General features: G+C 56.7%; 12 protein-coding genes. 7 read left to right on the top strand and 5 right to left on the bottom strand.

The annotated features are described in order from the left end of the window. Positions 1 to 2: 2 nt before the first annotated feature. A complete protein-coding gene (locus CPH17_RS08020) occupies positions 3 to 3,149 on the bottom strand; it encodes a multidrug efflux RND transporter permease subunit (protein WP_096298945.1) in 3,147 nt (1,048 codons plus the stop codon). A gap of 18 nt (positions 3,150 to 3,167) precedes the next feature. Then, positions 3,168 to 4,328 carry an efflux RND transporter periplasmic adaptor subunit gene (locus CPH17_RS08025; protein ID WP_096298947.1) on the bottom strand — a complete coding sequence of 387 codons (1,161 nt, stop codon included), beginning with the start codon at positions 4,326 to 4,328 and terminating at the stop codon, positions 3,168 to 3,170. Positions 4,329 to 4,468: 140 nt separating this feature from the next. Here CPH17_RS08025 and CPH17_RS08030 point away from each other — a divergent pair, with 140 nt between their 5' ends. Beyond that, the gene (locus tag CPH17_RS08030) at positions 4,469 to 5,203 is read left to right on the top strand and encodes a response regulator (protein ID WP_096298949.1); all 735 of its coding nucleotides are present in this window, start codon (positions 4,469 to 4,471) and stop codon (positions 5,201 to 5,203) included. Next, the gene (locus CPH17_RS08035) at positions 5,200 to 6,279 is read left to right on the top strand and encodes an ATP-binding protein (protein WP_096298951.1); all 1,080 of its coding nucleotides are present in this window, start codon (positions 5,200 to 5,202) and stop codon (positions 6,277 to 6,279) included. Before CPH17_RS08030 ends, CPH17_RS08035 begins: the two co-directional genes overlap by 4 nt. A 285-nt stretch (positions 6,280 to 6,564) precedes the next feature. On the opposite strand, the gene CPH17_RS08045 is transcribed toward CPH17_RS08035, so the two are convergent. After that, positions 6,565 to 7,488: a bifunctional helix-turn-helix transcriptional regulator/GNAT family N-acetyltransferase gene (locus tag CPH17_RS08045; RefSeq protein ID WP_172898693.1), complete on the bottom strand. Its 924-nt coding sequence runs from the start codon at positions 7,486 to 7,488 to the stop codon at positions 6,565 to 6,567. Between the two features lie 160 nt (positions 7,489 to 7,648). Next, positions 7,649 to 8,458, bottom strand: coding sequence for a sulfite exporter TauE/SafE family protein (locus tag CPH17_RS08050; protein WP_096298955.1), 810 nt, complete (start codon positions 8,456 to 8,458; stop codon positions 7,649 to 7,651). A 106-nt stretch (positions 8,459 to 8,564) separates the two neighbouring features. Here CPH17_RS08050 and CPH17_RS08055 point away from each other — a divergent pair, with 106 nt between their 5' ends. The 5 genes from CPH17_RS08055 (at position 8,565) to CPH17_RS08075 (ending at position 11,919) form a co-directional block, all read left to right on the top strand. After that, positions 8,565 to 9,347 (top strand): AraC family transcriptional regulator, encoded by a 783-nt coding sequence (locus CPH17_RS08055; RefSeq protein WP_096300919.1) that lies wholly within the window; start codon positions 8,565 to 8,567, stop codon positions 9,345 to 9,347. Between the two features lie 202 nt (positions 9,348 to 9,549). After that, complete coding sequence (locus CPH17_RS08060; protein ID WP_096298957.1) at positions 9,550 to 9,882, top strand: helix-turn-helix transcriptional regulator; 333 nt, start codon at positions 9,550 to 9,552, stop codon at positions 9,880 to 9,882. Beyond that, a complete protein-coding gene (locus tag CPH17_RS08065; protein ID WP_231898099.1) occupies positions 9,869 to 11,188 on the top strand; it encodes a type II toxin-antitoxin system HipA family toxin in 1,320 nt (439 codons plus the stop codon). The genes CPH17_RS08060 and CPH17_RS08065 overlap by 14 nt, the downstream gene beginning before the upstream one ends. 183 nt (positions 11,189 to 11,371) lie before the next feature. Continuing rightward, positions 11,372 to 11,620, top strand: a complete 249-nt coding sequence (locus CPH17_RS08070; protein ID WP_096298961.1) for a type II toxin-antitoxin system ParD family antitoxin — start codon at positions 11,372 to 11,374, stop codon at positions 11,618 to 11,620. Next, complete coding sequence (locus CPH17_RS08075) at positions 11,620 to 11,919, top strand: type II toxin-antitoxin system RelE/ParE family toxin (RefSeq protein ID WP_096298962.1); 300 nt, start codon at positions 11,620 to 11,622, stop codon at positions 11,917 to 11,919. Before CPH17_RS08070 ends, CPH17_RS08075 begins: the two co-directional genes overlap by 1 nt. A gap of 170 nt (positions 11,920 to 12,089) precedes the next feature. Here the strand turns inward: CPH17_RS08075 and CPH17_RS08080 are convergent, their stop codons facing one another. Next, a complete protein-coding gene (locus CPH17_RS08080) occupies positions 12,090 to 12,998 on the bottom strand; it encodes a LysR substrate-binding domain-containing protein (protein ID WP_096298963.1) in 909 nt (302 codons plus the stop codon). Positions 12,999 to 13,084 lie beyond the last annotated feature (86 nt).

Below are 13,084 nucleotides of genomic sequence, written 5' to 3' on the forward strand. Positions count from 1 at the left end.
CATCAACGTTCCTTGTCATCATGGGGTTGCAATGATCCGGTGCGACGGGAACAACGCCAGCCATTGAAGCGTTCCTGAAGGCCCATCACGAACACGAAGAACACCGGAACAAAGAGGATCACCAGCAGCGTTCCGCTGACCATGCCGCCGAACACGCCCGTGCCTATGGCATGTTGGGTTTTGGCGCTGGCGCCAAACGCAACCATCAACGGCACCACCCCAAGACCGAAAGCGAGGGAGGTCATGAGAATCGGGCGCAGGCGCAGTCTGGCGGCCTCTACCGCCGCTTCCATCAATCCACTACCTTGCTCACGCAGCTGTTTCGCGAACTCCACGATCAGGATCGCGTTCTTGGTGGACAAGCCGATCACGGTGACCATCCCGACCTTGAAAAAGACATCGTTGGGCAGGTCACGCAGCAACATGGCAACCACCGCCCCCAGCAGACCCAGCGGCACCACCAGGATGACCGACAGCGGAATGGACCAGCTCTCATAAAGAGCGGCCAACACCAGAAATACCGCCAGGATCGACAGTGCAACCAGCATCGGCGCCTGGGAAGCGGACTGCCGTTCCTGAAGAGACTGCCCCGTCCAGGCCACGGCGAAACCGGGCGGCAGTTGCTGGGCCAGACGCTCCATTTCAGCCATCGCTTCCCCTGTGGAGGTGCCCGCCGCCGCACTGCCGGAAATGCTGGCGGCGGGATAGCCCAGGTAGCGCACCATTTGCAGCGGCGTTTCGTCCCACACTGGCATGACCATCTCTGACAAGGGCACCATGTCTCCCCTGCTGTTTCGTACCTGCAGCTTGAGCACGTCATCGATCTGCATGCGTGCCGAGGCGTCAGCTTGCATGATGACCTGCTGCATCCGGCCCTCGTTGGGGAAATCGTTGATGTAGGACGACCCCATCGCGGTCGACAGAATTTCACTGATGTTCGCGAACGAGACGCCGAGCGCTTCGGCCTTCTGGCGATCGATATCAAGACGCATGCTCGCTCCCTCGGGAAGCCCGTCGGAATAGACGTCGCTGACTACCTTGCTGTGCGCCGCCAGTTCAAGAAGCTTCGTCTCGGCAGCCTTGAGGGCCGCCGGCCCCTGGTTGCGCCGGTCCTGCAGGAACATCGTGAAACCGGATTTGGTGCCCAGTTCATCGATGGCCGGCGGCAACATGCTCATCACCGTCCCTTCGTTCAGTTCACCCATGGCTTGTTGCGCCAGTTCCGCTTCGCCCGCCGCCGTGGCGCCGTCGCGCTGTCCCCAGTCCTTTAGGGTGGTGAACGCCAACGCCGTATTCGCGCCGGACCCCGAGAACCCGAAGCCCAGAATCGACATATTCCCGTCCACGGCAGGGCGCGACATCACGTACGACTCATACGCCTTGACCACGTCCAGGGTACGCTCGCTTGTGGCATTGGCGGGCAACTGGATGCTGGTCATGAAATAGCCTTGATCCTCTTCCGGCAGAAAAGCCGAAGGCAACTGACGGAAGGCGAACACCAGCACGCCCGCGATGACCACAAACACCAGCATGACCCGACCGCTGCGGGCGACCAGCCTCCCCACACGCGATTCGTAACGGCCGGTCATACGATCAAGCGCCTGGTTGAACCAGCCGAAGAAACCGCCTTTGTCGTGGTGCCCCGGCTCAATGGGCTTGAGAAGGCTCGCGCACAGTGCCGGCGTCAACGTCAGGGCCAGAAACGCCGAGAACAGAATCGAGACCCCCATCGCCAGCGCGAATTGCTTGTAGATCGCGCCCACCGAGCCACTCGAAAAGGCCATGGGAATGAACACCACCGTCAGTACCAGCGTGATGCCCACCACCGCGCCAGTGATTTCCTTCATCGCCTTGATGGTGGCGTCCTTTGGCGACAACCTTTCCTTGGCCATGATGCGCTCGACGTTCTCGACCACCACGATCGCGTCATCGACGATGATGCCAATCGCCAACACCATGCCGAACATCGTCAGGACGTTGATCGAGAAGCCCGCCAGCAGCATTACCGTGAACGTCCCCAGCAACGCGATCGGCGCGACCAGCGCAGGGATCAGCGTGTAACGGATCTTCTGCAGGAACAGCAACATCACCAGAAAGACCAGCACCATCGCCTCGACGAGGGTATGGATGACCTTCTCGATGGAAACCTTGACGAACGGAGCCGTATTGAAGGGAATCGAATAGTTCATGCCCGCCGGCAAGCTTTGACTTAACTCGGCGAGCCGAGCCTGTACACCTTCGGCGGTACGGACCGCATTGGCGCCGGGTGCCAGCTGTACAGCCGCTGCCGTGGCCGGCTGGCCATCCTCGCGATTGGAAAAACCGTAGGATTGGGCGCCCAACTCAATGCGAGCCACATCACCCAAGACCACTTTGGAACCGTCGACATTCGCGCGAAGGACGATGGCGGCGAACGCTTCCGGCGTCTTCAATTGTCCTTGCGCGGTCAACAGCGTGGTGACTTTTTGTCCTGGCACGGCCGGAGACGTCCCCATACTGCCCGGCACGATCTGTGCGTTCTGCTCCTTGATCGCATCGGAGAGATCGTTGACCGACAAGTCATAAGCAATCAGCTTGTCCGGGTCTATCCAAATCCGCATCGCCTGCTCGGCACCGAACAGCTGCACACGACCGACTCCGTCGATGCGTCGCAACTCCTCGACGATATTGCGTGCCATATAATCGTTGAGAGCGAGCTCATCAAAACGGCCATCATCGGAATTCAGCCCCACGATCATCAGAAAACTGGATGACGCCGATTCGACGCTCAGCCCATCCTGTCGAACCGCTTGCGGTAACCGAGGCTCGATCGCCTTGAGCTTGTTCTGCACATCCACTTGCGCCAGCTCCGGGTCGGTGCCTGGCTTGAAGGTGGCGATGACAGACGCCGAGCCGGAAGAATCCGCCGACGACTCGAAGTACAGCAGCTTCTTGACGCTGGACAGTTCACGTTCGATGAGACCGAGCACGGCATCGTTCATGGTCTGCGGCGTGGCGCCAGGATAAGTCGCGGTGATGGTCACCGAAGGAGGCGCGACCGAGGGGTAGTGAGAGACCGGCAACTTCGGAATGGCCATCACGCCCAGCAAAACGATGAACAGCGCGACCACCCATGCAAAGACCGGGCGCTGGATAAAAAACTGCGGCATTTCGAGTACTCCGAAAACTCAGGAAGAGGATGCCGCCGAGGCACTCGGTGACACGGACATCTTCACGTCGCGGGCGTTGACACGGATGCCATCGGAAAGACGCTCCGTCCCCTCGACCACGACGTTTTGCCCTTCTTTCAGTCCCGACCGAACCCGATAGCTCCCATTCGTCAACTCCCCAAGTTGCACCGCCACCATTTCCACCGTATCGCCGGCATCGACCACCCAAACGTAGGGCTTCCCCCCGATCCGCACCACGGACTGTTGCGGCACCGTCAACGCATTGGCATAGCTTGCAGAGGGCACACGAGCGCGCACGAACATACCGGGTAGAAGACGATGCTGCGGGTTGTCCACGATCACACGCAGCAAGACACCTCCCGTACTGGCATCCACGTTGATACTCGAAAAGAGAACGCGTCCGGTGACATCGTAGGGCGTGCCATTGCTACGCAAGATGTTGACCGGTAGCCCTTTTTCGAGGGAGGCGTGCGTCGCTAGCGTGTCTTGTAGCGTTTCGAGCGAGGAAGCCGGGCGCTGAATATCGACATACACCTTATCGATCTGCTGTACACGGGCCATTGGCTTACTATCGCTGCTGGCGACAAGCGCACCCTCCGTGACCAGTTCCTGGTCGATGCGCCCGGCAATGGGCGATTTCACCGTGGCGAATTCCAGGTCGAGACGGCGGCGCGACAGCGTGGCGCGCGCCTCGGCAACGTCAGCGGCTGCCGTCTGACGTTTGGATACGGCATCGTCATAGACCTGACGGCTGATCGCCTCTGCCCTGACAAGGGGCTCCAGTCGGGCAGCGTGCTTACGTGCACTCGCCAGCTCGGCCTCGGCTTTCTGCAAGGCAGCTTCCGCGGTTTCCACCTCGGAACGGAACGGCGCCGGGTTGATTTCGAACAATGGCTGACCGGCTTGTACGCCTTCCCCCTGTTCAAAAAGTCGGCGCTGAACGATCCCGCTGACCTGAGGGCGAATTTCCGCCAGGCGCAAGGGAGCCACCCGGGCCGGCAAGTCCTCGGTCAGCTCCAGGCTGACAGGCGCTATCGTGACGATGGAGACGCGGGGAGGAGGTGAATCGACTTCCTGCCCAGCAGGCCCGCAACCGACCAAAACGGCCAGCAGCATGGCACAGAAGACAAAATTCCGGCATAAATGTCGGATTTTCATGGATTTATTTCCTTCAGGCACGGGCAGACTTTCTGCCTGCAAATGGCATGAAGGGAACTATATCCATGAGGAATGGCGTTTACGTCGATATTGTGTGTAGATACGATGGAGATAATAATAAATCTTTTATCGGGCTCTCCATGACCACCACGAATCAGCTATCCTCTGCCCCGTCCGACTCCCAAGCCCTGGTTCTCATCGCCGAAGACGAGCCTGAGATCGCTGATATTCTACAGGCCTACCTGAGACGCGCGGGGCTGCGGACCCTTTGCGCCGACGATGGACGTAAGGCATTGCAGATGCACTTATCCATGAAACCGGATATCGTGCTGCTTGATGTGAAAATGCCGAAACTGGATGGCTGGCAGGTGCTGTCGGAGATTCGCCATCGTGGAGGAACCCCTGTCATCATGTTGACCGCGATGGATCAGGATATCGACAAACTGATGGGCCTGCGTTGCGGGGCCGATGACTATGTCGTCAAGCCATTCAATCCAGCCGAAGTCGTCGCCCGCACTCAGGCAGTATTAAGGCGCACCATGGGTAATGATGGTCACCAGCCTAGTATCCTGAGAGTCGCCCCCTTCGAAATCGACCTGGACCAGCATGAAGCCTGCGTACAGGTGGCGGACGAGTTGCACGGCCTCCCACTGACGCTCACCGAATTCAGATTATTGACACACCTTGCGCGTTCACCCAAGAAGGTGTGCACCCGCGCCGAGCTATTGGCTGCCTGTCTGCCCGAAGGCGATGCGCTCGAGCGCACGGTAGATAGCCATATAAGCAAGCTGCGTAAAAAACTGGAAGAACTCGGATTGAAAGGTATTCCCGTCGGCATACGCGGTGTCGGGTACCGCCTGTGGAGTGCGGAATGAAACTCATTGGATTGAGCCGAACTATCGCGTTGACAATGGCAGCGATGGCTTTTGGCATAACGCTGCTAGTCGTGGTGACCTCTTATGTTTTCTATTTCATTACCTTCCATTTTTGGCAGGGGTCGATTAACGAACCAAACATGTTCCCGTCGGGGCTAGAGTGGGCCTGGCTCGTTAGCACTACGCTGGTTGGGCTGGCGTTCGCCGTGATAGTGGGCATGCACTTGGCACGTCGCATTCTGGTTCCCCTAAACTCCGTAACAGAAAGCATGCGCCGCGTCGCGCAAGGCAACCTGGACGTACGCGCCACGACGGGTGATCGCTCGTTAGGCGAAGCCGCCGTGTTAGCCAACGACTTCAATGCCTTGGCAGACCAATTACAGCGTATGTCCAAGGAAATGACGTTCTGGAATGCGGCTATTGCCCATGAGCTGCGTACGCCCGTTACTATTTTACGCGGGCGTCTGCAGGGTTTGGCAGAAGGTGTATTCCCCCCCGAAAAACCCCAGTTTCAAAGCCTCCTTACCCAAATCGACGGCATGGCACAACTGATTGAAGACCTTCGCGCCGTAAGCTTGGCCGAAAGCGGTCATCTGAACCTTGAGGTCAAGCAATGTGATCTTTCGACTGAAATTGAATCCGTCGTGGAATTTTGTAGACACACCCTAAGCGCATCAAATCATTATCCAACCCTTGATCTGCAATCTGGCGCTGTGTACTGCGACCCTTTCCGTATTCGTCAGGCATTGCTTGCGTTGCTGGAAAACGCTCGCCAGCACGCATCACCAGGGTCGCTTATCATCCAAACGCGCCAGGACGACGGCTGGTGTGTTTTGCGTGTTATGGATTCCGGCCCTGGTATTCCTCAGGAATATGCTACTCAGATTTTTACGGCATTCCGGCATGCGCGGGATGCTGGCAGCGGTATGCCGCGAGACAAGCAAGGAAGTGGGCTCGGATTGGCGGTGGTGGCGGCTATCGCCAGAGCCCATCATGGCGAGGCTAAATGCTACCCCTCTGATGAGGGTGGATCTTGTTTCGAATTGCGCTGGCCTACTCCATCACATAGGGCGTGATGACATAGCGCGTGATTGCTGAATGGTCGGCGCCTATCCACCAGGCCAAAAGCCAGAAATAGAGCGCGGCGACCCGGCACAGCTCGCGGCAGCAAAAGACCGGGTGGCTGCCGTTGGCTTACCCGAGGATTCTCCGGTAGGTGGGTCTCTAGCAGAGTTGTGGGGGAAAGCTATTTAGAATACAAGGCCCTGCAGACAAGTACCCACTGAACCCTCACTTATCGCCCCCTCTGCTGTCCGGTACACGGCCGTTGCCTAGGCAGAGCGATGCTTCGCAACGTGGTACTACAGCTCACGGCTCCACACCTGACCGACAAGATCCTTACCGAAGCTGTGATGGGGCGTTTCCTCAACCAGTTCGAAACCCGCTCTTTCATAGATCTTTCGCGCACCAATAAGAACGCTGTTGGTCCACAAGATGATTTTTTTATAGCCAGCTTGGCGGGAGAATCTTAGGCATTCATCGACAAGACGGCCACCTATTCCAAGACCTCGGGCGCAGGGATCGACATAGAGTAACCGCAGCTTTGCGGTCGCTTCGTCTTCCCTAACGACGAACACGGAGCCAACGACACTCCCTTGCTTCTCGACGACCCAGCACCGTTCCCATTGCGGGTCATAATCACGCAGATACTTGGCGACGATGTCTGCTGTCAGTGCTTCATATTCACTGTTCCAGCCGTACTCCTGGGCATACAGAACCGCCTGTCGATGGACGATCCATTCCATATCGCCCGGCTGCGGATCGCGCAGCATGTAGTTAGAATCGGTATCGCCAAGCAGGCTCTCGATTTGATGCATCGCCTCGATCAACTGGTTTTGCTCTGGCTCCGAAAGCCGCTTGAGCATGGCAACAACTTCGCGTTGCGACGCATCACTCAACGGCAGGTAAGTTTCCCGCCCATGATCAGTCAATTGCAGCTGCGCCGCCCGGCGATCGGAGGGCAAGGGGATCCTGGTGATGAGCCCCTTCTTCTCGAAGCCTTTCAGCACCCGGCTCACATAACCGGCATTGAGCCCCAGCTCCCGGCAAATATCCGAGCTGGTAAGCATCGGCCGATGCGCCAGCTCATACAGAATGCGCACCTCCGTTAGCGAGAATGGGCTTTCCAGCAGATGCTCGTGCAGTACACCGATCTGTCGCGTGTAGAAACGGTTGAAGCTTCGCACCATTCCGGCTCGCTCATGCAAGCGTTGTTCTGCGGCCATGTAAAGACCTCCAATTAGTTGCTTTAAGCACATAATTAATTGCTTAAAGCAACCATGTCAACAAGGTCTCATAAGAAACTACTGACAAAAGAAATGAAGTTCACTCGACTGCGCGACGACCTGCATATCAAGCGCCCCGCATCTCCCAAGCAAGCAACACTCAATGAACAAACACCATTACCGCCAGAACCAACGACAGCAGTAACAGGTACACCCTGGCATGGATGCGATCAGGAATGCGCCCGATCCATATCGACGCCAGGCGAATACCGAGCCATGAGCCTATCGCTAACACCAGCAACGCGCGCAGATCCACATAGCCCGCATACCAGGCACCAAAAGCAGTGCCACTTGCCGACAGCAACACATACGTCGCGGTGCCACTTACCGCCATCGGCAACGATAACGGATTAGCCATTGCTGTGGCCGCTGTCATGCTCGCACCTCTTCGGCGCATGAGCGGAACTGTCATCACGCTACCGCCAACACCTAGCAAGGCGGCGACAGCGCCAATGAATGTCCCCGTCGTTGCTGTTACCAGATGCCCCATGGGGCGTATATCACCACTTGCCTGATGCAGAAAACCGGGCCGAAGCACAGCATCCATAATCGTGATGCCCAGATAGCCGACAAAGACCCAGCGCACCCACTCCCCACTTAACGACACGGCGGCTGCCGCGCCAAGCACAGCCCCCATGGCGATATAGCCGACCAGCGGGCGCACCAGATACCACTGCACAGTCCGCCGCCGATGGTGACGCCATGTCGCTAATGATGCAGCAAACACCATCAACGCCGTCGAGGTGGCCACCGCGATATGCATGGCCGCTTGACCGATCCCACTATCCGGCCCATGAACAGAAATCAGTAAGGTATACAGCAAAGGAACTACCACAAACCCACCACCGAAACCAAACAGCACAGTGGTGACTCCCGCCAACCCGCCACAAAGAAGCAATATGCTATACACCGGCACTCTCCTAATTAATCCAACAGGAGGAACGATATTCCGGCAAGGGCTGGCCGACATTAGCCATTTGGACAATAATCAGTGTGTTTCGGCCAAGTTGACGATAATGCTCAATACTCCCCTGTCAGACGTAGATCATGTAGCACGGCCCCTGGTAGCCATCGGCACTGACTACCGCCCTGGCACACTGCTCGACTTTCATACCCATCGCCGTGCCCAGTTTCTGTATGGGATGACAGGTCTTATGGAAGTCGACACGGATGACGGAACATGGATGGTGCCGCCCTTCAGCGGCGTCTGGCTGCCTGCGGGCAAGCGCCACCAGGTGCGCATGAATGGGGTCAGCACCCGCAGTCTGTATATCGAGCCGCACGCAGCGCCACGCCCCTCTCGCAACTGTGAGGTGCTGGTCGTGACGCCCCTCTTGCATCACCTTCTACTCGCCTCCGCCAATATACCTGCGCTCTATGACGAAAACGGCCGTGATGGCGCCCTGGCACAACTACTTCTGCACGAGCTTCAACTGGCCACATCACTGCCGCTGTTTGCGCCTCTGCCCCACGATCCCTCACTGGCCACTCTGTGCAGAGAGTTTCTTGGCAAGCCTCACATCCATAGCCTTCCAGAGGACTGGGCCCGGCAGTTGCATCGCAGCCAACGCACCTTTAATCGGCTATTCCGTCAGCAGACCGGTATGTCTTTTGCCGTATGGCGCCAACAGGCCTGTCTCATGGCGGCTCTCCCCAAGTTGCTGTCCGACAGTTCCGTTACCCGAACCGCGCTGGAACTGGGCTACGAAAGTCCAGCCGCTTTCTCCAGCATGTTTCGCAAGGTACTCGGCCAATCCCCCACGGCTTTCGTCCGGGCGGCTAGCCGCCAAAAGGGATAACTGTCTCAACAGACCTGGGAACACTTCCAGGGCGCCGACTATCGAGCCGTTGCCCAAACAGTTCGGTTGCCTCGCCTTTGGGCCTTGCGAGTCATCAGTTACCCATGATCTTGGCATTTTGCTCACACAGGTCCATAATGAGCACTTAAAGATCCATTTGCGACCTAATGGGTCTTAAAGAACTCAAATAAACGGAATGGCGATGAAACGGGCACGCAGCTACTCTCGCGTTACGAAGCAGGCGCTCTCAATCTTTGGCAAGTTGATCAAGGCAGGCCGTTTGGAGCGCAAACTGACGGCTACCGAACTGGCGGAACGCGCAGGTATCACCCGCAAAACCCTCCGCAATATCGAAAACGGCGAAGCCGGTTCTGAGATCGGCACCGTCTTCGAGGTTGCCGTCCTCGTCGGCGTCCGTTTGTTCGATGTTGATGACCAAACACTTGCAGTGCATAGCGCCCACCTCGAAGAAAAACTAACACTGCTACCTAAGAGCGTTCGCCCTAGTAAGCAGGAGGTCGATGATGATTTCTAAGCTTACTGACTACAAAGAAGCCTATGTCTGGATTTGGCTGCCGGGAGAAACACAACCCGTCGTGGCTGGCCGCATCACAAAGCAAAGGGGCACCTACGCTTTCAACTATGGCGCTAGCTATCTGGAGCGTGATGACGCGATACCCATCTATAACCCAGAGCTTCCACTTCGCCGCGGCCTGATCGAACCGGCCGCTGGCTTGGCAATGGCCAGTTGCCTTCGTGACGGCTCGCCCGACGCTTGGGGCCGCAGGGTTATCATCAACCGTCTGATGGGTGCCAAGGCCGCCGAGACGGAAACCAGCGACATCGACGAACTGACCTACTTGCTTGAGTCGGGATCGGACCGAATCGGTGCCCTCGATTTTCAGCATTCCGCCACGGAATACGTTCCCCGCCTCAAGACAGAAGCGTCCTATGAGCAATTGCTTGAAGCGGCCGAGCGGATCGAGCAAGGCGCCCCGCTGACGCCAGCGCTCGATCAGGCGTTGAACCACGGCACATCGATCGGCGGCGCCCGGCCGAAAGCCCTGATCGATAACGGCGATCACAAAACAATCGCCAAGTTCTCGTCGAGCACGGACATTTACAGCGTCGTGAAAGCGGAATTTATCGCCATGAAGCTCGCGGCTTTATGTAACCTCAATGTTGCCCCTGCCTCAATGATCTCAGCGGCTGGCAAAGACGTTCTGCTCATCGAACGCTTTGACCGCCTCAAATCAGAAGCTGGCTGGCAGCGCAGAGCGATGGTTTCAGCTTTGACGATGCTCGGCCTTGACGAAATGATGGCGCGTTATGCGTCTTATGAAGACCTTGCCGAGATCATCCGTCACCGCTTCACCGACCCAAAGGAAACGCTGAAAGAGCTCTACGGACGGATCGTTTTTAATATCCTATGCGGTAACACGGACGACCATGCCCGCAACCATGCCGCATTCTGGGACGGCGAGATGCTCACCTTGACCCCTGCCTATGACATTTGCCCCCAGGGGAGAACCGGCAACGAGGCGACACAGGCGATGCTGATCAAAGGTGAAAACCGTATGAGCACGCTGCACAGTTGCCTCGCGGCCGCGCCTGATTTCTTGCTCAATGACATAGAAGCCAAGCGCATTATTGAAAACCAGCTCGCAACGATTGCCAGTGAATGGAATGAGCTCTGCGAGGAAGCCAAGTTGACCGAGACCGACCGGAAGCTCTTTGCCGGCCGGCAGTTTTTGAACAGCTATTGCGTTGAAGGCTTGGGGGCCGAACAGAGCCCGTTACGTGAAGGCTTTGAGTCTGCTCGCGCGCAGTTGCTCGGTTAAAAAGGTGACCCGTTGCGTTGTTTTCAAACATGCATGTGCTGATTATGGTTAATATTCGGCTCATGATTAGGATTAGTTTCAGTAGTATACATACGCATCGGCCCTCGCTTGCTGGCTCTCTTGCCTTTCTTGTCAGCCATACCTATATTCATATTTGTTACTTTTGAATATAGGAAGCACATCATGGCAACGACCAGCCTTAGCCTCGGAGAGCACTGGGAAGTCTTTATCAGAAACGAGGTCTCCAGCGGTCGCTACGGCTCCGCAAGTGAGGTTGTGCGTGACGCGTTGCGTGCCATGGAGGAGCGCAAAAGCAAAATTGAAGCGCTACGTACTCATCTAGCCCAAGGTGCCGAGCAAGCAAGGGCTGGTGAATTCGTGGATGATTTCTCGATGGATTCACTCATCAATGATTTGGATAGAGAAACGTAATGCCCACGTTTCATATCACACCTAGAGCGAGAGACGATTTAAAGAATATTGGCCGCTATACGGAGCGGCAATGGGGCAAGAGCCAACGTAATATCTATCTAAAAGATTTTGAAAAACGATTTCACTGGCTCGCAGAAAATCCACTATTAGGAAAATATCGCTCGGATATCAGCGAGAGTTATTACAGCTACCCCCAGGGCCAGCACGTTATCTTTTACCTGATTGGCCAAGCGGGCATTGAGATAATCGGCATTCCTCATAAAGAAATGGATATCGTCTCTTATTTTCTGCCTGATTGATCAGAGCCAATCATTTTGATAGTGGGACGCCCTGGCGGGCAACCGAACAGAGCGCAGATGAACAGCTTTGGCGACAGTACTGATTGTGGCGGGAAGTGGTTAAACAACCACAACCGTAGGAATAGCAAACAGCCTAGCTATTAGCCTAGATATCAGACCAAACCCTAGCATCACCTCTCACCCAACACCTCACGCAGCCAACCAAGTAACGCTTCGCTGCCTGCGCGTTGAGGTGCACCCTGCCGAGTGTATAGGGCGATGGCATCATGCTGAGGCAAGCTCTCCGCCACCGGGCGGATCAGCTCACCACTTTCAATCATACGCTGCGTCGTCCGCCGCCATCCCAAGGCAATACCGTGACCAGCAATAGCCGCTTGAAGAAGCAGCGGGTAACTGTCGAAAACAGCACCCTCTGCTGATGAGAGTTCAAAGTGCCCCATGGCACGAAACCAGTCATCCCACTCCAGCCAATCCGCCGGGTCAGCGTGGTGGTGCAATAGTCGATGGTTAAGTAAGGCATTGAGGCTCAACGGCGTGGAGGCCCCGTTCAGATAAGCGGGGCTGCAGACGGGAAATATCTCGTCCTCGGCGGTAAATACCAATCGATGGCTGCCGCTGGGTCGTCCGTTGGTTTGCAGTGCAATGTCGAAGTGGCCACTAAATTCGGTAATCGGCCGTGTCGACGTCGCCAGCTGTATCTCAATTTCGGGGTAGCGCCGATTAAAGTCAGCCAGCTGGGGCATCAGCCAATAGAACGCTTCGCATAACTGGCAGAACAATACGACGCGCTTATCGTCGGGGTCGCCACGTAATTCCTGAGCGCCCGTGGCGATACTTTCCAGCGCCTGGGAGACCGTACGGCCAAACTCACGCCCCTCACGGGTAAGAAACACCCCGCGATTACGGCGCTCGAAAAGCGTCACACCAAGGTCTTCCTCCAGCGCACGGATCTGTCGGCTGATAGCCGCCTGGGTCAGGTGGAGCTCATCCGCCGCGCGTGAAAAACTCTCAAGCCTGGCCGCTGCCTCGAAGGGGCGCAGCGTCGCCAGTGGTGGAAGAGACTTGATGAAATTATCCATAATCTGAGCTCATGCATCGTAACGTATAAGTCGTTTGAAGCACTGCGAGAGGCAGCGGCATTCTAGAGCGGAATTCATCACTGGAA

Source organism: Halomonas sp. hl-4, from assembly GCF_900215475.1.
Taxonomy (GTDB): Bacteria; Pseudomonadota; Gammaproteobacteria; order Pseudomonadales; family Halomonadaceae; genus Vreelandella.

Coding starts and splice junctions, on each gene's coding strand:
- CPH17_RS08020 (WP_096298945.1), bottom strand. CDS start 3,149: ATGCCGCAGTTTTTTATCCAGCGCCCGGTCTTTGCATGGGTGGTCGCG.
- CPH17_RS08025 (WP_096298947.1), bottom strand. CDS start 4,328: ATGAAAATCCGACATTTATGCCGGAATTTTGTCTTCTGTGCCATGCTG.
- CPH17_RS08030 (WP_096298949.1), top strand. CDS start 4,469: ATGACCACCACGAATCAGCTATCCTCTGCCCCGTCCGACTCCCAAGCC.
- CPH17_RS08035 (WP_096298951.1), top strand. CDS start 5,200: ATGAAACTCATTGGATTGAGCCGAACTATCGCGTTGACAATGGCAGCG.
- CPH17_RS08045 (WP_172898693.1), bottom strand. CDS start 7,488: ATGGCCGCAGAACAACGCTTGCATGAGCGAGCCGGAATGGTGCGAAGC.
- CPH17_RS08055 (WP_096300919.1), top strand. CDS start 8,565: ATGCTCAATACTCCCCTGTCAGACGTAGATCATGTAGCACGGCCCCTG.
- CPH17_RS08060 (WP_096298957.1), top strand. CDS start 9,550: ATGAAACGGGCACGCAGCTACTCTCGCGTTACGAAGCAGGCGCTCTCA.
- CPH17_RS08065 (WP_231898099.1), top strand. CDS start 9,869: ATGATGATTTCTAAGCTTACTGACTACAAAGAAGCCTATGTCTGGATT.
- CPH17_RS08070 (WP_096298961.1), top strand. CDS start 11,372: ATGGCAACGACCAGCCTTAGCCTCGGAGAGCACTGGGAAGTCTTTATC.
- CPH17_RS08075 (WP_096298962.1), top strand. CDS start 11,620: ATGCCCACGTTTCATATCACACCTAGAGCGAGAGACGATTTAAAGAAT.
- CPH17_RS08080 (WP_096298963.1), bottom strand. CDS start 12,998: ATGGATAATTTCATCAAGTCTCTTCCACCACTGGCGACGCTGCGCCCC.